Annotated in this window: 17 protein-coding genes; 11 read left to right on the top strand and 6 right to left on the bottom strand. The window is 63.9% G+C overall.

Going from position 1 to position 18,366, the window contains the following annotated elements:
* Positions 1-96: 96 nt before the first annotated feature.
* The gene (locus tag QMZ05_RS03215; RefSeq protein WP_353699452.1) at positions 97-897 is read right to left on the bottom strand and encodes a helix-turn-helix transcriptional regulator; all 801 of its coding nucleotides are present in this window, start codon (positions 895-897) and stop codon (positions 97-99) included.
* A 74-nt stretch (positions 898-971) separates the two neighbouring features.
* Here QMZ05_RS03215 and QMZ05_RS03210 point away from each other — a divergent pair, with 74 nt between their 5' ends.
* From QMZ05_RS03210 to QMZ05_RS03185, 6 genes are all read left to right on the top strand, one after another.
* Positions 972-2,150: an MFS transporter gene (locus tag QMZ05_RS03210; RefSeq protein ID WP_353699451.1), complete on the top strand. Its 1,179-nt coding sequence runs from the start codon at positions 972-974 to the stop codon at positions 2,148-2,150.
* Positions 2,151-2,356: 206 nt separating this feature from the next.
* Positions 2,357-3,886, top strand: coding sequence for an SUMF1/EgtB/PvdO family nonheme iron enzyme (locus QMZ05_RS03205; protein WP_353699450.1), 1,530 nt, complete (start codon positions 2,357-2,359; stop codon positions 3,884-3,886).
* A gap of 37 nt (positions 3,887-3,923) precedes the next feature.
* Positions 3,924-4,349: a DUF4399 domain-containing protein gene (locus tag QMZ05_RS03200; protein WP_353699449.1), complete on the top strand. Its 426-nt coding sequence runs from the start codon at positions 3,924-3,926 to the stop codon at positions 4,347-4,349.
* 155 nt (positions 4,350-4,504) lie between these two features.
* Complete coding sequence (locus tag QMZ05_RS03195) at positions 4,505-5,251, top strand: transporter substrate-binding domain-containing protein (protein WP_353699516.1); 747 nt, start codon at positions 4,505-4,507, stop codon at positions 5,249-5,251.
* A gap of 504 nt (positions 5,252-5,755) precedes the next feature.
* Positions 5,756-6,574, top strand: a complete 819-nt coding sequence (locus tag QMZ05_RS03190) for a formate/nitrite transporter family protein (protein ID WP_050629990.1) — start codon at positions 5,756-5,758, stop codon at positions 6,572-6,574.
* Positions 6,575-6,634: 60 nt separating this feature from the next.
* A complete protein-coding gene (locus tag QMZ05_RS03185) occupies positions 6,635-8,371 on the top strand; it encodes a bifunctional protein-serine/threonine kinase/phosphatase (RefSeq protein WP_353699448.1) in 1,737 nt (578 codons plus the stop codon).
* A 153-nt stretch (positions 8,372-8,524) separates the two neighbouring features.
* On the opposite strand, the gene QMZ05_RS03180 is transcribed toward QMZ05_RS03185, so the two are convergent.
* Together QMZ05_RS03180 and phaZ are read right to left on the bottom strand one after the other, a co-directional pair.
* Complete coding sequence (locus QMZ05_RS03180; RefSeq protein ID WP_353699447.1) at positions 8,525-9,319, bottom strand: substrate-binding domain-containing protein; 795 nt, start codon at positions 9,317-9,319, stop codon at positions 8,525-8,527.
* 339 nt (positions 9,320-9,658) lie between these two features.
* The gene (gene phaZ / locus QMZ05_RS03175) at positions 9,659-10,882 is read right to left on the bottom strand and encodes a polyhydroxyalkanoate depolymerase (RefSeq protein WP_353699446.1); all 1,224 of its coding nucleotides are present in this window, start codon (positions 10,880-10,882) and stop codon (positions 9,659-9,661) included.
* 175 nt (positions 10,883-11,057) lie between these two features.
* Here phaZ and QMZ05_RS03170 point away from each other — a divergent pair, with 175 nt between their 5' ends.
* Both QMZ05_RS03170 and QMZ05_RS03165 read left to right on the top strand, forming a co-directional pair.
* Positions 11,058-11,714 (top strand): glutathione S-transferase, encoded by a 657-nt coding sequence (locus QMZ05_RS03170; RefSeq protein ID WP_353699445.1) that lies wholly within the window; start codon positions 11,058-11,060, stop codon positions 11,712-11,714.
* Between the two features lie 321 nt (positions 11,715-12,035).
* Positions 12,036-12,470 (top strand): cupin domain-containing protein, encoded by a 435-nt coding sequence (locus QMZ05_RS03165; protein ID WP_353699444.1) that lies wholly within the window; start codon positions 12,036-12,038, stop codon positions 12,468-12,470.
* Between the two features lie 288 nt (positions 12,471-12,758).
* Here QMZ05_RS03165 and QMZ05_RS03160 read toward each other — a convergent pair whose 3' ends face one another.
* Positions 12,759-12,983, bottom strand: coding sequence for a hypothetical protein (locus tag QMZ05_RS03160; RefSeq protein WP_050629985.1), 225 nt, complete (start codon positions 12,981-12,983; stop codon positions 12,759-12,761).
* A gap of 195 nt (positions 12,984-13,178) precedes the next feature.
* Here QMZ05_RS03160 and QMZ05_RS03155 point away from each other — a divergent pair, with 195 nt between their 5' ends.
* Positions 13,179-13,550, top strand: a complete 372-nt coding sequence (locus tag QMZ05_RS03155; RefSeq protein WP_353699443.1) for a hypothetical protein — start codon at positions 13,179-13,181, stop codon at positions 13,548-13,550.
* A 107-nt stretch (positions 13,551-13,657) separates the two neighbouring features.
* Here the strand turns inward: QMZ05_RS03155 and QMZ05_RS03150 are convergent, their stop codons facing one another.
* Positions 13,658-14,761, bottom strand: coding sequence for a mandelate racemase/muconate lactonizing enzyme family protein (locus tag QMZ05_RS03150; protein ID WP_353699442.1), 1,104 nt, complete (start codon positions 14,759-14,761; stop codon positions 13,658-13,660).
* Between the two features lie 206 nt (positions 14,762-14,967).
* On the bottom strand, positions 14,968-16,209 hold the full coding sequence (locus QMZ05_RS03145) for an ABC transporter substrate-binding protein (RefSeq protein ID WP_353699441.1): 1,242 nt from the start codon (positions 16,207-16,209) through the stop codon (positions 14,968-14,970).
* Between the two features lie 236 nt (positions 16,210-16,445).
* On the opposite strand from QMZ05_RS03145, the gene QMZ05_RS03140 reads away from it, so the two are divergent.
* Positions 16,446-17,285 (top strand): AraC family transcriptional regulator, encoded by an 840-nt coding sequence (locus QMZ05_RS03140; RefSeq protein ID WP_353699440.1) that lies wholly within the window; start codon positions 16,446-16,448, stop codon positions 17,283-17,285.
* A gap of 33 nt (positions 17,286-17,318) precedes the next feature.
* Entirely contained in the window at positions 17,319-18,191 is an 873-nt protein-coding gene (locus QMZ05_RS03135; RefSeq protein ID WP_353699439.1) for a transglutaminase-like domain-containing protein, read from the top strand.
* The last annotated feature ends 175 nt before the right edge of the window (positions 18,192-18,366 follow it).

Here is an 18,366-nt window from a genome sequence, read left to right as displayed (position 1 = left end):
GGCAGGAATGCAATCAAGCGCATGGATCGTACGGAAATATGTCGCAGCGCGACAGCGGTATAATTCGTCATCGCCGCGCCCGGTGACAAACCCCGTTCACGTTTTCTCCGCGAATGAGGTCGGTGTCTTGCCGGTAACCTGGCGGAACGCGTGGGAAAATGCCGGCACGCTGGCATAGCCGAGGTCGGAGGCGACCTGCTTGACCGAGACGTTGGCGCCGGTCGACAGGCGCTCGATCGCGGCCGCGATGCGGGCGCGCTGGCACCAGCTCTTGAAGGAGAGTTGCGTCTCCGCCGCGAACAGCCGCGACAGCGTCCGCGCCGAGGTGCCGACCGTGCGCGCCAAAGCGTCGATCTCGTGGTCCCTGGTCGGATCGGCCAGCACGATGTCGGCGGCGCGACGGCAGCGCGGCTCCTGCGGCAGCGGGATGAAGGTCGCGGAGTCCTCGGCCTGGTGCAGCTCCAGCATCACCAGCCTGATCAGCAACTGGGTGCGCTCGCGTCCGCATGACGCGTCGAATAGAGCGAGGATTGCCTGGTGCACCAGCGGCGACACCCGCACCACGAATTCGTGGTCGAGGCTGTCGCTGCGCTTCTCGCGGGCGAGCCAGGCCTGGTCGAAATACAGCGTGCGCATCTCGATGTCGGCGAGCACGTCGATCGCGTGGGGCAGCAGGGCAGGGACCCACACCGCGCGGTCCGGCGGCACCAGCCAGCGGCCCTTCGGCGTCGTCACCTGCATGGTGCCGCTGGCGGCATAAACCAGCTGCGCCTCGCGGTGCATGTGCGGCTCGAGGCGGACGCCCTTCTGGTAGCTGCGCGCGACCATGTGCACGCCGTCACCGGTGACGCGCCGGTCCTTGTGGAGGGCTCTGATTGGCGGCTCAGCGATAGTCATTGGCGACATCCCGTCAGGACAAGCACCTATAACCTATTTCCGAGTAATTGAAGAATCGCGTGAGAGACGTGCCCATGAACAGTCCGAGCCGAGTGATCAGCTTCGTCAACGCCGCCCATTTCATCGATCACTATGCGATGCTGATCTTCGCCGCCGCCGTCATCATCATGGGTCCGGCGCTCGGCATGGCCTATTCGGAACTCTTGCCCTATGCGACGCCCGGCTTCATCGCGTTCGGCGCCGGCTCGCTGATCACCGGCTGGCTCGGCGATCGCTGGAGCCGCCGCCACATGATGGTGATCTTCTTCGTCGGCATCGGGGCGTCGATGATCTCGGTCGGCTTCGTGCAGACGCCGCTGCAACTCGGCGCGGCGCTGCTTTCGATCGGCGTCTTTGCCTCGATCTACCATCCGGTCGGCACCGCGATGATCGTGTCCTATGCCGAGAAGCTCGGCGCCCAGATGGGGATCAACGGCGTCTGGGGCAATCTCGGCGTCGCCTCCTCGGCGCTGGTCACCGGCGTGATCGGCCAGTATCTCGGCTGGCGCTGGGCCTTCATCGTGCCCGGCACCGTCACCGTGCTGATCGGCATCGCGTTTGCGATGACTGTCGTGCATGAGGACCGCAAGGGCTCCAAGCAGGCCGCGGCGCAGGTGCGGGTCGCCAAGGAAGACATGTGGCGCGTGGTGCTGTCGCTCTTGATCGTGGTGATCGCGATCTCGACCACGTTCAATGCGGTGACGGTGGCGCTGCCAAAACTGTTCGCCGAACGGCTCGCCGATCTGACCAAGAGCCCGGCGCTGCTCGGCGTGATCGCGGCCGGGGTCTATGTGTTCGGCGCCATGACGCAGTACACGATCGGCAAGCTGCTCGACCGGTATTCGCTGAAGACGGTGGCGCTGCCGCTGTCGTTCCTGCTGGCGCCGTTCCTCTATCTGGCGGCAAGCCTGTCCAATCTGCCGCTGATCGTGGTCTCGATCGGCATCGTGATGGGCGCGTTCGGCCAGGTGACGGTGAACGACGCCATGGTCGGCAAGTACACGACCGAGGAATGGCGCTCGCGCGCCTATGCGGTGCGCTATTTCGTCGGCTTCACCGCGGCGGGCGCCTCCGTCGGCCTGGTGGCCTGGCTGTACGACCAGGGCGGCTTCTCGATGATGCTGCGCGCGTTCGCTGCGCTGTGCCTTTTGGCCATCGCAGCCGCGATCATCCTGCCGCGCGAGATCCGGACACCCGCTGCGCAGGCGGGTTGACCTGCTGACGGTTTGCCGCAGTAACTCGAGCTGAAACAAGCCATAGCGCCCATCCGCCACGAGCGGATGGGCTTTTCGCGCACCGCACAATTGCGTCGCAAACTTTGTCCGGACCGGGTGGTGTGATACGCTCCATACGGGCCCGAGGGCCGAGGCGCCGGTTGCGCCGATCACTGCCATTTGTGGTTTGTGGAGCGGCCGAAGCCATGGGCGAAATTCGCGACTTCAAATCCGGCAAGCCGGGCAAGCCACCGCCCGGCGATGCAATGCCGCGGCGGCTCGCGGCGATCGTTGTCGGCGACATCGCCGGCTATAGCCGGCTGATGCAGCTTGACGAAGAGGGCACGCATACGCGCGTCAAGCGGACCGAGCGTGATCTCATCGAGCCCACCATTGCCGAGCACCATGGCAAGCTGGTCAAGACCACCGGCGACGGCTTCATCGCGATGTTCGACAGTCCGGTCGAGGCGGTCCGGTGCAGCATCGTGATCCAGCAGAACATGATCGGCCGCAACGCGGCGATCGCCAGGGATCACTGGATCGAGTACCGGATCGGCGTCAATCTCGGCGACGTCATCATCGAGCCCGACGACGTCTATGGCGACGGCGTCAACGTGGCCTCGCGCCTGGAGGGGATTGCAGCGCCGGGTGATGTCTTCATCTCAGGCGGCATCTACGAGCAGATCAAGCACAAGATGGTCTGCGGCTACGAATCGCTCGGCGACAAGAAGGTGAAGAACATCACCGATCCGATCCGGGTGTATCGCGTGCTGCCGGATGCGGCTGCGTACCAGAGGACGCGCAGGCGGCGGGAGTCCATCCTGCTCACGCTGCTTGGTCTGGCGATCACGATCATTGCCGGCGGCGTGTTGTGGTACCTGCTCGCGCAACCGCGCAGCAAGCTGGCCGAATTGGCACAGGCGCCTCCGTCGCCGGCGACGTCGCCTGCCGTGCAGCAGCCGGCGCCAGTGCCAAGCCAAAGTTCAAGTCCGGTCCCGGCGGCACCGACACAGCAGGCGTCGCCGCAACCGGCGCCTGCCGCGAGCCCGGCCCCGGACGTGCCGGACCCCGAGATGGTGTCGCTCAAGGGCGGCAGCTTCTCGATGGGAAGCAATGACGACCCGTCGGAGCGGCCGATCCGCAGGGTGGCGGTCAAGCCGTTCGCCATGGGCAAATACCCGGTCACCGTGCGGGAATGGAATGCCTGCGCGGCGGCCAAGGCGTGCAGCTTCACGGCCAGCGGCAAGGACGACGTTCCGGTTACCAATGTGAGCTGGAGCGACGCGAGGCAATATGTCACCTGGCTCGCCGAGCGCAGCAAGAAGCCCTACCGGCTTCCGAGCGAAGCCGAATGGGAGTACGCGGCGCGTGGCGGAGCGCAATCGAAATACTGGTGGGGCGATCAGATGCAGCCGGGCCACGCCGGCTGCAAGGATTGCGGCGGCGACAGTACAGCCGAACAACCGGTGAAGGTCGGCAGCTTCAAGCCTAATCCGTTCGGTCTCTACGACATGGGTGGCGGGGTCGATCAGTGGGTCGAGGATTGCTGGCACAGGAATTATCAGGGCGCGCCGGACGACGGCGCAGTCTGGACCGGAGGCGACTGCGCCTCCCATGTCATTCGGTCCGGCTCCTGGAAGAATGACGCGCGCTATGTCCGTCCGGCCAATCGCGACAATTACGACACCAACGTTCGCTATCCGACCCACGGCTTCCGGGTTGCGCTGTCTCCTTAAGCGATCATCTGCAATTCCCGGGTTTCATGGAGGGGCTATGAGAGGTGCATCCTTGATCATGATCGCTGCGGCACTGGCATTGCTCGCGAGCCCGGCCAGCGCGCAGAACAAACCGGCCGGCAAGGACACCAAGCTGTATTTCATCTGGCCGCGCAACGGCGCGACACTCAAGGGGCCGTTCGTGTGCCGCTTTGGGCTGCGCAACATGGGCGTCACCCATGCCGGCGACGACTACCCGAACAGCGGCCACCATCATCTCCTGGTCGACGTGAACGAGCCGTTGAATCCGAACGAGCCGATTCCGTCGGACAAGTCTCATCTGCACTTCGGAGCGGGCCAGACGGAGACGCAGCTCGATCTGGTGCCCGGCAAGCATACCTTGCAGCTGGTGCTTGGCGACGCCAAGCACTATCCGTTCAACCCGCCGGTCGTCTCCGAAAAGATCACCATCCGCGTCAAATAGGCCGATACGGATAGCTCCCTTGCGCGAAGCACGGCTTGCGCCAGGCGGCCTCGTGCGGTTTGTTGCGCGCCGCCGGGCGCAAGACCCGGCGTGGAGGATGCCCGATGTTGTCTCGACTGCTGCGTCTGGCCGGCCTCGTTGTGGGAGTGATTGTGATGGCCGCATCCGCCAATGCCGACGCCTTGAAGGATCAGGTCGCGCCGACCGGAAAGCTCCGGGTCGCGATTGCGATCAGCCCGGCGGGCGGCGCGTTCTGGTCGACCCGGACCGAGAACGGCTATGCCGGCGTTCCCGTCGATCTCGGCCGCGAGATGGCGGCGCAGCTCGGCATTCCCGTCGAATACGTCGTGCATCAGAACTCCGGCCAGATCACCGAAGCCGCGGCGAAAAGCACCTGGGACGTCACCTTCCTGCCGAGGGATCCCGAGCGCGAGACCAAGATGACGTTCGGGCCGATCTACGAGGTCGCCGACGCGACCTACATCGTCAAGCCGGGCTCGACGATTGCGAGTTTCGCCGCGCTGGACCAGGACGGCGTCAAGGTCGCCGCCGTCAACGCCACCACCACGATGCGCGGCGCGATCGCGCATCTCAAGCGCGCCAAGGTGACGGGCTATCAGACCTATGACGAGATCTTCGATCTGTTGAAGGGCGGCGAGATCGACGCGTTCGCATTGTCGCGCGATCAACTCAATGCGATGGCCAGGAAGATTCCGGGCACGCGCGTGCTGGACGAGACCTTCAAGCAGACCGTCACCGCGGTCGCGGTGCCGCTCGACCATCCGCTGGCCGCGGCGTTCGCCACCAAGTTCATGACCGACGCGATCGCCAACGGCACGCTGCGCAAGGCCTATGACAGTAACGGGCTGAAGGGTTCGCCGGTCCGGACCGAGGTGAAGTAGCGCGCGTTCTCGCCCCGTCATCCTGAGGTGCGAGCTCTTGCGAGCCTCGAAGGATCGACGGCCACCACCCGGGCCGTGCATCCTTCGAGGCGCGCTACGCGCTCCTCCAGCGACAAAGGCGAAGCCTTTGCGCGGGGATGACGGGGATGGAATGGGCGCGCCCGGTCTGGGCGACAACTGGGCATGCTGCATAATTCTGCGCCATCGCGTCGGGCAGCTCCTGTGCCGCCTGTCTAACCTATTGTATTGACAGGGTTTTAAAGCCGTCCGCCACCGTCGCCGGTTGGCACACCCATTGCTTTTGCTTGCACTAGTCAATGACGACTGCCGTCCTCCGGATCGCCCAGGCCAGTGCTGGCCAAGGTGAGGGGATCAAGGCGCCCGGCCCGGGCGCCTCGAGCAATCGTTGCATCCCTATCTCCCCGACGGACGAGCATTTCAACCAACCCGCGTCGCTTCCGGCAGGCAACCGGCGCGGCCGAATTGCGCAAGGGGAATTTACGAATGGCCTATCTCGCACCGTCCGAATTCGTCACCAAGATGGTGGACGCCGGTGAATCCAAGATCTTCATGTCGACCCGCGACACCGTGATCCGCGCCTACATGGCCGGCGCGATCCTCGCACTGGCAGCCTGGTTCGCGGTCACGATCAATGTCAACACGGGGCAGCCGATCGTCGGCGCGCTGCTGTTTCCGGTCGGCTTCGTGATGCTCTATCTGCTGGGCTTCGACCTCTTGACCGGCGTGTTCGTGCTGTCGCCGCTCGCACTGCTCGACAAGCGGCCCGGCGTCACGCTCGGCGGCGTGCTGCGCAACTGGGGCCTCGTCTTCATCGGCAATTTCGCCGGCGCGCTCACGGTGGCGTTCATGATGGCGTTCGTGACGACCTTCGGCTTCACGCAGGAGCCCGACAAGGTCGGCATGACCATCGGCAACGTTGGCGAGGCGCGAACGCTGGGCTACGCGGCGCATGGCGCGGCCGGCATGGCCACGCTGTTCATCCGCGGCATGCTCTGCAACTGGATGGTCTCGACCGGTGTCGTCGGCGCCATGATCTCGACGACGGTGCCCGGCAAGGTCATCGCGATGTGGATGCCGATCCTGGTGTTCTTCTACATGGTGTTCGAGCATTCGGTGGTGAACATGTTCCTGTTCCCGTCTGGACTGATGCTCCATGCCAAGTTCTCGATCATGGACTATTTGATCTGGAACGAGATCCCGACCGTCCTGGGCAACCTCGCCGGCGGTCTCGCCTTCACCGGGCTGACGCTCTACACCACGCATGTGAAAACGGCGCCGAAGCGCCAGCGCCTCGCGGCTTGATCCCGGCCGGCAGATGGGGCTCTCCTGTCACGGAGAGCCCCATTCGCTTTGGGACGGTCGATGCCGCGCGCGCTGACAATATCGGTCGGGCAATTCTCTGATCAGGGCCGCAAGGACACCAATCAGGATTTCCACGGCGTCCTGATCCCCGAGGAGCCGCTGCTCGGCCTGAAGGGCATCGCCGTGGTGCTGGCCGACGGCATCTCCTCGAGCAGCGTCGGCCGCGTGGCCGCCGAGTCCGCGGTCAAGAGCTTTCTGACCGACTATTACTGCACCTCGGAATCCTGGTCGGTGAAGACCTCGGCGCAACGCGTGCTGGAGGCGACCAATTCCTGGCTGCACGCGCAGACGCGGCGCAGCCAGAACCCCTATGACAAAGACAAGGGCTACGTCTGCACGCTGAGCGCCATGGTGATCCGGTCGACCACCGCGCATCTGTTTCATGTCGGCGACAGCAGGATCTACCGCGTCGCCGGCAACAGCCTCGAACAACTGACCAACGACCACCGCGTCGTGCTGTCGTCGCAGCAGAGCTATCTCGGCCGCGCGCTCGGCGTGAACCCGCAGCTCGAAATCGACTACCAGAATCTCCGGCTCGAGCGCGGCGACACCTTCCTGCTGGTGACCGACGGCATCTACGAGCACGTCGCGGCGCGGCAGCTGGCGAAGACGATCAGGGACGGCGCTGCCGACCTCGATGCGACAGCGAAGTCGATCGTCGAGCAGGCCTTTGAAAACGGCAGCCCGGACAATCTCACCGCGCAGATCGTCCGGATCGACGAATTGCCTGACGGCGACGCCAGCGAGGTGTTCGGCCGGCCCGCCGAGTTGCCATTGCCACCGTTGCTAGATGCACGGATGCTGTTCGATGGCTACCGTATCGTGCGCGAGCTGCATGCATCGCACCGCAGCCATATCTATCTCGCAGTCGATGAGGAGAGCGGCACTACCGTCACGATCAAGATCCCTTCGATCGACCTGCGTGACGATGGCGCCTATCTGAAGCGCTTCATGATGGAGGAGTGGGTCGCCAAGCGCATCGACAGCCCGCATGTGCTGAAGCCGTGGCTGCCGCAACGCAAGCGCAATTTCCTTTACGTCGCGATGGAATACATCGACGGCCAGACCCTGACACAATGGATGATCGACAATCCTGCGCCGTCGCTCGAGACGGTGCGCGACATCACCGAGCAAATTGCAAAGGGGCTGCGCGCCTTTCATCGCAAGGAAATGCTGCACCAGGACGTCAGGCCCGACAACATCATGATCGACGCCACCGGAACGGTGAAGATCATCGATTTCGGCTCGACGCGGATCTCGGGCGTTGTCGAGGCGGCGCCGGCGGGCGCCGAGGACATTCTGGGCACCCAGCAATACACCGCGCCGGAGTATTTCCTCGGCGATGGCGGCACCGCGCGCTCCGACCTGTTTTCGCTCGGCGTCGTCACCTATCAGATGCTGACCGGCCGCTTGCCCTACGGCGCGCAGATCGCACGCGCCCGCACCCGCTCCGACTTCAACCGGCTGGTCTATCGCCCGGCTGCGCATCGCGGCCGCGGCATCCCGAGCTGGGTCGACGGTACCCTGGAGCGCGCCGTGCAGGTCAATCCGCTCAAGCGCTATGACAGCTTTTCCGAGTTCCTGTTCGACCTGCGCAATCCCAACGCAAAGTACCTGACGACGTCATCGACCCCGCTGATCGAGCGCAACCCGGTGCTGTTCTGGAAGTCGACCACGCTGCTGCTGGCGCTCGTCGTGGTGCTGCTGCTGGCGTATGGTGCGCATCATTTGCGGTAGGGAGTCCGATTTGCGTTGATCTATCCCCGTCATCCTGAGGAGCCGCGAAGCGGCGTCTCGAAGGATGCACGGCCCAGCTGGTGGCCGATTCATCCTTCGAGGCTCGCTCCGCTCGCACCTCAGGATGACGGGGAGAGAGCTGGGTGGCTGAGCTCAATGCGTGGCGCCGCCCGCAATCGGATCCAGCCCGCTCTTGACCAGCGCGTCGCGGGCATCTGATGAGGCGAGGAAGCTGATCAGCGCCTTGCCGGCGTCGGGCTCTTTGGAAACCGACGCGATCCCGGCGGAGAACACCGTGATCTTCTGCAACGGCTCCGGCAGCGGACCGACGATATCGATGCCGGCGACCGGCTTGAGCTCCGAGATCTGTTGCAGGCCGATCTCGGCCTCGCCCTTGGCAACGATCTCGCCGACCGGGGTTGCCGGAATCATCCGCGCCTTGTCCTTCATCTGATCGGCGATCCCGAGCTTGCCGAACATCTCGGTCGAGACATAGACGCCGCTGGCGCTGTCGGAATAGGCGACCGATTTCGCCGCCAGCAACGCCTGCTTGACGGTGTCGGCCGAGCTGATGTCCGGCCTCTGTGCACCTGATTTGACCGCGATGCCGATCGGCGACTTCACGAGGTCGACGCGGCTGTCGGCCGCGACCTTGCCCTGCTTGATCAGGTCGCCCAGCGCATAGCCGACCATGATCAGCACGTCGGCTGGTTCGCCGCGCGCCAGCCGGACTGGAATGGCGTTCGTGGTCGTGCCCATCGACGGTCCGAAGGCGGTCACCACCTTGTGCCCGGTCTTGCGCTCGAACTCCGGCACCAGCGCCTTGTAAGCCGCGGTCAGCCCGCCGGAGATCATGACATGGACTTCGGCGGCGGATGCGGCTGAGCTGAAGGCGAGGGCGCCGATGACGGCAAGCGTGAGGGCACGGAAGGCGGTGGGGGTGCGCATGGAGTTTCTCCCTGGACGATTCTTCGGAAGCGGGGTCGTCGTGGCCGGGAGACTATAGCTCGGGAAGAGGCGTGGCTAGCCGCCACTCGTCATTGCGAGGAGTGAAGCGACGAAGCAATCCATGGCTCCGCGTATGTGGGGCGATGGATTGCTTCGCGGAGCCTGTCATCGGGCGCGCGTTCGCGCGACCCGTTGGCTCGCAATGACGGTGGAGAGACAGAGCAAATGGGAACGTGAGATTTCGTAGCCCGGATGAAGCGGAGCGTAATCCGGGACCGGCTTCTCAGCGGAAACACTTTCCCGGATTGCGCTGCGCTCCATCCGGGCTACGGGATCCCCTCACGAATTCACATGCACGAAATCGCGCAGCAGCGGGTAGATCTCGTTGTTCCAGCGCTTGCCGGAAAACACGCCGTAATGGCCGACGCCAGCCTGCATGTGGTGCACCTTGCGATAGGTGCGCACGCCGGTGCAGAGGTCCTGGGCGGCGAGCGTCTGGCCGATCGAGCAGATGTCGTCCTTCTCGCCTTCCACCGTCATCAGGCCCATGCGCCGGATCGTTGCCGGGTTTACCGGGCGGCCGCGATGCATCAGCAGGCCCTGCGGCAACAGATGTTCCTGGAACACGTCGCGCACGGTCTCGATGTAAAACTCCGCCGGCAGGTCCATCACCGCGAAATACTCGTCATAGAAGGTCTTGATCACCTCGGCCTTGTCGGTCTCGCCCTTGGCGAGATGGGTGGCGAGATCGATGTGTTGCTTGATGTGGCGCTCCAGATTCATCGACACGAACGCGGTGAGCTGCACGAAGCCGGGATAGACCTGACGCAACGCGCCCTTGCACTGCATCGGCACGTAGTTGATCAGATTGTCCTCGAACCATTTGATCGGCTTGCTTTTGGCGAATTCGTTCACCTTGGTCGGCTGGATCCGCGTGTCGATCGGCCCAGCCATCAGCGTCAGCGACGCCGGCCGCGCCGGATGATTGTCCTCCGACATGATCGCGGCCGCCGCCAGCGCCGACACCGAGGGCTGGCAGATCGCCACCATATGCGCGCGCGGGCCGAGCTGGCCTAAGAAGTCGATCAGATGGTCGGTGTAGTCTTCGAGCCCGAAGCGGCCCTTGCTGCGCGGGATGTCGCGCGGATTGTGCCAATCGGTGATGTAGACGTCGTGGTCCTGCAGCAGCGTCTTCACGGTGCCGCGCAGCAGCGTCGCGAAATGGCCGGACATCGGCGCCACCAGCAGCAGCCGCGGCTGCTGCGGCCCGTCCACCTTCCTGAAATGCAGCAGCGAGCCGAACGGCGTCGCGTAGGCGACCTCCTCGGTCACCTGCAATTCCCTGTTGCCGACGGTCACGCTGCCGATGGCGTAGTCGGGGCGGGCGTAGGTCAGGGTGGACCGCGAGATCAGCTCGAGCGCCGCGGCGAGCCGGCCGAACGTCCGGTCGGAGGTGCCCCGCGGCACCAGATTGAGATAGCGCAAGGCCGCCGCGGCGCCGGTCCGCCACGGCGCGGTGAGGTCCATTTGGTTCTGATAGGCCTGGTACAGCATTGACATCATACGCATCCACCCGGTGGCTCGGTCTGCCAAGCAATATCGAGGCCAGAGGCGGGCGGCCTGCCCGGCAAATTGGCACGTGGCTTGCTGCGAAAATGACCGGCTCCCCGGGGGCGCGGCGGTTGGACCCGCGCGCAGGTCCGGGAGCCAAGGACGCGTTCAGGCGTGAGGGACCGATATGGCTAAGGCGACACTCACCATCAGCAGCAAGAACTATTCGTCCTGGTCGCTGCGCGGCTGGCTGCTGGCGAAATTCGCCGGGCTGGAGTTCGAGGAGGTGGTCACCGCGCCCGATGACCCCTCGGCGCGGGCCGAACTGCTGCTGCTGTCGTCCTCGATCCTGGTGCCCTGCCTGCGCCATGAGGGCGCGACGGTCTGGGATACGCTGGCAATCGGCGAGTATCTCAACGAGATCATGCCGAATGCCGGGCTGTTGCCGGAGGACCGGATCCAGCGTGCGCATTGCCGCTCGATCTCGGGCGAAATCCATTCCGGCTTCGCCACGCTGCGGTCGTCGCTACCGGTCAACCTCAAGGGGCATTTTCCCGGCTTCAAGATCTGGTCGCGGGCGCAGGCCGATATCGACCGTGTCTGCACCATCTGGGCCGATTGCCTCGGTAAATCAGGCGGGCCGTTCCTGTTCGGCGAACGTCGCACCATGGCGGACGCGATGTATGCGCCCGTCGTGACCCGATTCATGACCTATGACGTGAAGCTCGATCCTGTTCTTGCGGCCTATGCCCGGACCATCATGGCGATGCCCGAGATGCAGGAATGGATCGAGGCCGCGAAGGCGGAGCCTGCCGACGTCGAGGAGCTCGAGGTCGAATATTAGGCAACCCGCACGCCCGGCCTGCCTGCGTCGGCGGCTCAAGCTCCAGGCAAGCCTTGCTCAAACGTCGTGCCGTCCGCGTCAGCGATCGGGCGCTGCGGGCGATCGAGCACGGCGCGCGCCGAACGCAAATATGCGCCTCACGCCAAATGCTTCCGCCGCGATATCGGCGCGTGGCGGGGCCGATCGTCGCAGCGTGGCCGGGCTGGCAAGGATTTCGCATAGCAATGATCGAGCTGTGACCGCGACGATGCGACGCTGCCGAAAATTTGGACGCTGAGCCCCGCCGCGATCTCGCGAACACGAGAACCGTGGAGGCTTGAAATGAACCAGCACGCCGTCGTCAGCAAATTCTCCCACGTCAAACCCGGTGACACCGAGTTCAAGGGCGGAGGTCTGCGCGACTTCTTCCTGTATCGCGATCTTGGCATTGCCGATGCCACCAGCGGGCAGGTGATCTGCCATCTGGTCAAGGCCAATCCCGACATGCCGCCGGAGCAGGGCACCGGCTGGCACAAGCATCTGTGCGACTTCCAGATCGTCATCATGACCAAGGGCTGGGCGCGCTTCATGTATGAGGACAAGGAGACGCTGGTCGAAGCTGGCGACGTCATCCACCAGCGGCCCGGCATCACGCACTACCTGTTCGATTACTCGAAGGACATGGAATACCTCGAGATCGTCAGCCCCGCCGATTTCAAGACCGTGGATGTGCCGCCGGCGACCGAGACCGTGCCGCCGACCACGCCGTGGAAATGATCGCCAAGCAGGATCAGAGAGGGATCGCAAATGTCGTCTGCGGAGGAATTAACCTTTGTTGTTGGCCGCTGGCTGCGGCCGATCGTCATGCTTCTGTATGTGGTGCGCCGGCTCGGGTTGCTGACCACATCTAGCCGTGAACATCGGAGTACGCTGCTCAATCAGTGATTCGGACGCGGTTCGTTCCATCCGCGTTCCAAATCTTAAAGCGCACTGCGTGCGCGTCGCGTTTTGAAACAGCACGCATGGTCCCGGAAGGACCATGCGCAAGAACGGCGCCTGATCGGCTCAGGCCATGCCCGGTTGCTTCTCGCGCGGCTTGCGCCAGGCGATGACGTTGGCTTCCAGCGCGCCACCTGTCGTGTCATTGCGCCACTGGCCGTCGACGAAGCGGCAGGCGAACGGCAGCTGATACGTTCCGCTGTGATCCTCACAAAGCACTTCCACGCGTTGTTCCGGCGAAGGTTCGCCATTGCCATCGAATTGCGCCAGCCGTTTTTCGCGCGTTGCCATGCGATCTGTCTCCACTGCCCAAGGTCGAGCCAAAAGGGGTCGAACCAAACAAAGTTCCGAAGGCCCCCGTCCCCACGAGTAGTCCCCGTAATGCGTGCAGCACACCGCTCGAATACGGTTTCAGTGTGGTATGTCTGCCCAGCTTTCAGCGTCGCGAGCACAAAACTGTGAATGACGCGTTTGATGGGGATGCCGATGATCGCTCGTTTCGCTCTTGTCCTGCTCGTGCCGCTTGCGCTCGGCGTCGTCGGAACAGCACATGCGCAGGACGTTCCCGGCATCGAGATCTGCACCGTCGAGAAGACGATGGAGCGGCGGACGAGCTGTCTGCAGAGCAACGTCGATTTCCTGCAGAAGACGATCAGCAAGCTCACGACTGATCATCAGCAGAAGCTCGACGCCGCCAACCGGCAGATCGACAGCCTGAAGAGTTCGCTCGCGACCTTGCAGAAGCTCGTCACCGATTTGCAGGCGGCGCAGGTCAAGCTGACCGATGACACGAAGAAGAAAGCCGACGTGCCGCCGGCGAAGGACGCGACGCCTGCCGCGAAGGACGGGACGAAGTAGGGATCGTCATTGCGAGCGAAGCGAAGCAATCCATATCTCAACGCGCGGATAGATGGATTGCTTCGTCGCTTCGCTCCTCGCAATGACGGTGGCGAGAAACGGGCTGGTCAAGCCACCCGATACTTCTCCATCACGTCGCGATCCGGCTCGTAGCCGAGACCGGGGCCCTGCGGCACGGCGACGTGGCCCTTGGCATCGACGTCGATGCGGTCGCCCCACAGGCAGGCGGGGCGCTTCATGAAGAACACCTCGATCATCCCCGCGTCGCGGATCGCCATCAGATGCAGCGTTGCGAGGAAGCCCGGACCGAAATAGGGCGAGTGCGGAATCACCTGGACGCCGAACTCGTCGGCGAGCACGGCGACGCGCAGGAATTCGGTGACGCCGCCGACCTTGATCACCGACGGCTGCGCGTGACTGACGGCGCCTGCGGTCATCATCTGGCGGAATTGATGCACGGTGCAGGCGTTCTCGCCGGCGGCGATATCGAGCCGGCCTTCCCTGCGTACTTCCGCCAGCGTCGCAAAATCCTCCGGCGGCCAGACCGGCTCCTCCAGGAACATCGGCGCGGCCTGCTTGCAGTCGCGCGCGAACTGGATCGCGGCCGGCCCGTCCAGCGGGCAGTTCATGTCGACCATCAGCGGCACAATGGGGCCGATCGCCTCGCGCGCGGCTGATACCGCAGGCACGGTGGTCTCGTGCAGCTTGATCGCGGAATAGCCAAGCTTGATCGCCTTCTTGCATTCGGCGGCGATGTGGCCGGGATTGCCGATCCGCATCAGGCTCGCATAGGCCGGGATCGTGCTGCGCTTCGCGCCGCCGATCAGTTGATGCAGCGGCACGCCCTTCACCTTGCCGGCGAGGTCCCATAGCGCGATGTCGAGCGCCGAGATCGCAAACATCGTGATGCCGTAGCGGCCGAACAGATGCAGATTGCGCTGGATCTGCTCCATCGCGGCGGGAATTTGGGCGGCGTCCGGCACCTCGAGGCCGCGGGCCTGCGGCGCGATCATCTCGGCCACCGCCGTGCAGCTCGTCTTCGGACAGACATAGGCGAAGGCATCGCCCCAGCCGGTCAGGCCGGCATCGGTCGACACCTCGACCAGCACCATGTCGAGCGCCGAGATCGCGGATGCGCCCTGGCGGAAGCTCGCAGGGCCTGCGTCATAGGGAATGCGGATATGGTGGGCGCGGACGTCGGTGATTTTCATTGTTGTTGTCCTTCCGATCGCAGGATGTGCCTGGATGTCGTGATGACCGGACAGTTTTGCCAGAAGCACAATGTCGCTTCGGCTCGCCGGGTTCCGGCCATGCCAACCCTTGTTTGTAAAAAAGCTTGCGGGTGAATCGTGTCGAAGACGTGGATGCCCGGCGCGAGGCCGGGCATCATGAAGCCCAAAGTTGTGGAGAGAAGCCCTTAGCTGTTCTTCTCGCCGCTCATGACGGGGCCGAACCGCTCCCAGCTCTCGCCCTTGAAGCGCATCATCTGCAACTGCTCGATCGGCGCATAGTCGTCCGGCCCGGTCTTGATCTTGGTGCCGGGCAGATAGATGCCGATCTCGAAGTTGAGGCTGGCCGCCTGCTTCATCAGGTTCTCGCGGGTGAGGTTGTCGCCGCATTGCCGCAACACCTGCTCCAGTCCCTTGGCGACGCCGTAGCCGAACACGGTTGCCGCATCATCGAGGTCGCCTTCGGGATACCACTTGCCCATGAAGGCGCGCCATTCATTCATGGCCGGATCGTTCTTCCACTCGGTGTCCTTGGGGTCCTTGAGATACTGCGTGGACAGGATGCCCTGGCTCGCTTCATAGCCGGCCGGCTTCATCACGCCGCCGATCGAGACCGAGACGTTGGTGAGAAACTGGACCGGATGCCAGTCGAGCTCAGCGGCCTTCTTGATCGCTTGCGCCGCGAATTTCGGCGTCGCGATGTTGACGAAGATGTCGGGGTTGGCGCCCTTGATCTGCACGATCTGCGAATCCACCGTCGGCGACGTGGTCTCGTAGGAGGATTCGACGACGATCAGCTTCTTGGCTGCATCGCCGAGCCCCTCATGCAGGCCGATCAGGTAGTCCTTGCCGAAATCGTCGTTCTGATAGAGCACGCCGATGCTCTTGCCGGGATATTTCTCCAGAATGTATTTGGCGTAGATGCGCGCTTCGACCTGGTAGCTCGGTTGCCAGCCCATGGTCCACGGAAAATTCTTCGGATCGTTCCACTTGGCGGCGCCGGTGGAGACGAACAGCTGCGGCACCCTCTTGGCGTTCATGTATTTCTGGATCGCGGTGTTGCCCGGCGTGCCCAGCGGATTGAAGATCAAGAGCACCTCGTCGCTCTCGACAAGCTTGCGGGCCTGCTCGACCATCTTCGGCGGGCTGTATCCGTCGTCATAGGAGACGAAGTTGACCTTGCGGCCGTTGATGCCGCCCTCGCTGTTGAGCTTGTTGAAATAGGCCGCTTCCGTCTTGCCGATCGTGGCATAGGCCGACGCCGGGCCCGAATAGGGCATGATGTTGCCGACCTTGATCTCGGTGTCGGTCGCGCCCGGATCGTATTTCTTCTGGGCGTTGGCTGCGCCGGCGACGGTGATCGTCAAAAGTCCGGCAAGCGCCGCTGATGCGACGCAGTTGGCATAGCTCAGGCGTTGGTGGTGCATCATTGTCCTCCCTGACATGCTGGCCGCGGCTCGTGCAGTCTTGATTTTCGGGCAGCTTGATGAGCCGTCGGATCGATGCAACTGCGAGTATGCACGATTGCAACGCTGTTGCCAGCGACGGCTTTGGGTTAAAATTTTGCGGAGCGGAACCACGGTTTCGCTGCGCGCAGCAAGGACTGTCAAATGCCGCGCGTCGCGGCCGTGCATGATGCCGGCGCTTTGCAGGAAGGCCGTCGTCCATGAATCCAGCCCAGAAGGCGCTTTGGTACATCGAAAGCCACCTGCGCACGTCGCTGACGCTCGATGATATCGCTGTTGTCGCCGGGGTCTCGCGCTTCCATCTGGTGCGGGCGTTCGCGGAGGCGACCGGGTTCTCAGTGATGCGCTACGTGCGGGCACGCCGCCTCAGCGAGGCCGCGCGCGAGCTTGCGGCCGGTGCGCCCGATATTCTCACGCTCGCGCTGGATGCGGACTACGGCTCTCACGAAGCATTCACCCGCGCGTTTCGCGACCATTTCGGCGTCACGCCGGAGACGGTGCGCGCGACGACGTGCCTGGCGACGCTCAAGCTCCAGGAGCCGATCACCATGATCTCGACCGCTCTCGATCACATCGATCCGCCGCGCATCGCCACCGGCAAGGCGTTTCTCGTTGCCGGTGTCGGCGAGCGCTACAACCACGCCAATGACAGCACCGCGGGCATTCCGAACCAGTGGCATGGCTTCCACCAGCAATACGCGCACATTCCCCGCCAGGTCGGCAATGTCGCCTATGGCGTCTGCTGCAACGGCGACGATGCCGGCAATTTTGACTACATCGCGGGCGTCGAGGTCGCCGATTTCTCCGACTTGCCGCGTGAGTTCGCGCGCGTCCGCATCCCGGCGCAGAAATATGTGGTGTTCACCCACAAGGATCACATCTCGACCATCCGCCGCACGGTCAACACGATCTGGAATCGCTGGTTGCCGCAATCCGGCATGAAGGTCGCCGACGCGCCGAACTTCGAGCGCTACGACGAGAGGTTCGACGCGTCGACCGGCGTTGGCGGGCTCGAGATCTGGGTGCCGGTGAAGGAGTAGCGGCTTGTGTGGTGGTTGCGCGGGAGGCGAGACGTGCAGGAGACCCTTCAGATGAACGTCGACAGATACGAAAGACCCGTTGCCATGAGTGATCCGGGGCGTCACGCCGCTCTGTTCGATGGCCTGCCGCGGGGGCCCAGTGCGCTTGCGGCAACGGTGCAGGGTCTCTTGATCCATCAGCACATCGCCCCGGCCTATGGGGTGACGCTCGGCGGCGACCGGCAAGCGCAATCGCAGGTCCGCGCCGTCGAGGACATGCTGGGTGAAATCGTGGCGCGCGACGCCCGGCCACTTGCCGTGGCACGTGCCGTTGGCGACCGGCAGGTCGGTGTGTGCAGGCACTTCACGCTGCTTCATGTGGCGATGTTGCGCACGCAGGGCATTCCGGCGCGCGCCCGTTGCGGGTTTGGCGCCTATTTCGAAGCGGGAAAATACCTCGACCATTGGGTGACGGAGTACTGGAACGAAGACAGGAAATGCTGGGTCTTGTTCGATTCCCAGATCGACGATCGGCAGCGTGAGCTGTTCGGGATCGGCTTCGATGCGGCGGATGTGCCGCGAGATCAGTTCCTGGTCGCCGGCGATGCCTGGTCGCTCTGCCGTGCCGGGAGCCGTGACCCGGGCGCCTTCGGCATCCTCGACATGCACGGACTTTGGTTCATTGCGGGCAATCTCGTCCGCGACATCGGCGCGCTGAACAATCGTGAGATGCTGCCATGGGACGTTTGGGGCGCCATGCGCATGCACGACAGCGAACTCGATCTCGCCTTTTTCGACCGACTGGCAATCGTCAGTCGTGAGCCCGATGCGCACGTCGATGAACTCGCTGCGCTTGATCGCGATGAGCGGGTGCACGTTCCCGGAGCCGTGTTTAACGCCGTGCTCGACTGCGTGCAGGACGTGTAGCTGAAGCTCGCGCACCGGACGGTCCACCCGGGCCGCAAACGATATGTCGTCCCGGCGAAGGCCGGGACCCATAACCACGAATGGTGATTGTTGAACGACGCTGGAACGACGAGTCCCGCTCACAACATCTGCTGCGGAGTATGAGTCCCGGCCCCCGTGCGCGATTGCGCACTAG

The sequence above is a fragment of the Bradyrhizobium sp. INPA03-11B genome, assembly GCF_040446015.1.
GTDB lineage: Bacteria > Pseudomonadota > Alphaproteobacteria > Rhizobiales > Xanthobacteraceae > Bradyrhizobium > Bradyrhizobium macuxiense_A.
Note: the sequence above shows the minus strand (reverse complement) of the source record. Positions and strands in the feature narration are given on the sequence as shown.

Excerpts from the sequence above, each read along its gene's own strand:
- QMZ05_RS03215 (WP_353699452.1), bottom strand. The coding sequence starts at position 897 with ATGACTATCGCTGAGCCGCCAATCAGAGCCCTCCACAAGGACCGGCGC.
- QMZ05_RS03210 (WP_353699451.1), top strand. The coding sequence starts at position 972 with ATGAACAGTCCGAGCCGAGTGATCAGCTTCGTCAACGCCGCCCATTTC.
- QMZ05_RS03205 (WP_353699450.1), top strand. The coding sequence starts at position 2,357 with ATGGGCGAAATTCGCGACTTCAAATCCGGCAAGCCGGGCAAGCCACCG.
- QMZ05_RS03200 (WP_353699449.1), top strand. The coding sequence starts at position 3,924 with ATGAGAGGTGCATCCTTGATCATGATCGCTGCGGCACTGGCATTGCTC.
- QMZ05_RS03195 (WP_353699516.1), top strand. The coding sequence starts at position 4,505 with ATGGCCGCATCCGCCAATGCCGACGCCTTGAAGGATCAGGTCGCGCCG.
- QMZ05_RS03190 (WP_050629990.1), top strand. The coding sequence starts at position 5,756 with ATGGCCTATCTCGCACCGTCCGAATTCGTCACCAAGATGGTGGACGCC.
- QMZ05_RS03185 (WP_353699448.1), top strand. The coding sequence starts at position 6,635 with ATGCCGCGCGCGCTGACAATATCGGTCGGGCAATTCTCTGATCAGGGC.
- QMZ05_RS03180 (WP_353699447.1), bottom strand. The coding sequence starts at position 9,319 with ATGCGCACCCCCACCGCCTTCCGTGCCCTCACGCTTGCCGTCATCGGC.
- phaZ (WP_353699446.1), bottom strand. The coding sequence starts at position 10,882 with ATGATGTCAATGCTGTACCAGGCCTATCAGAACCAAATGGACCTCACC.
- QMZ05_RS03170 (WP_353699445.1), top strand. The coding sequence starts at position 11,058 with ATGGCTAAGGCGACACTCACCATCAGCAGCAAGAACTATTCGTCCTGG.
- QMZ05_RS03165 (WP_353699444.1), top strand. The coding sequence starts at position 12,036 with ATGAACCAGCACGCCGTCGTCAGCAAATTCTCCCACGTCAAACCCGGT.
- QMZ05_RS03160 (WP_050629985.1), bottom strand. The coding sequence starts at position 12,983 with ATGGCAACGCGCGAAAAACGGCTGGCGCAATTCGATGGCAATGGCGAA.
- QMZ05_RS03155 (WP_353699443.1), top strand. The coding sequence starts at position 13,179 with ATGATCGCTCGTTTCGCTCTTGTCCTGCTCGTGCCGCTTGCGCTCGGC.
- QMZ05_RS03150 (WP_353699442.1), bottom strand. The coding sequence starts at position 14,761 with ATGAAAATCACCGACGTCCGCGCCCACCATATCCGCATTCCCTATGAC.
- QMZ05_RS03145 (WP_353699441.1), bottom strand. The coding sequence starts at position 16,209 with ATGATGCACCACCAACGCCTGAGCTATGCCAACTGCGTCGCATCAGCG.
- QMZ05_RS03140 (WP_353699440.1), top strand. The coding sequence starts at position 16,446 with ATGAATCCAGCCCAGAAGGCGCTTTGGTACATCGAAAGCCACCTGCGC.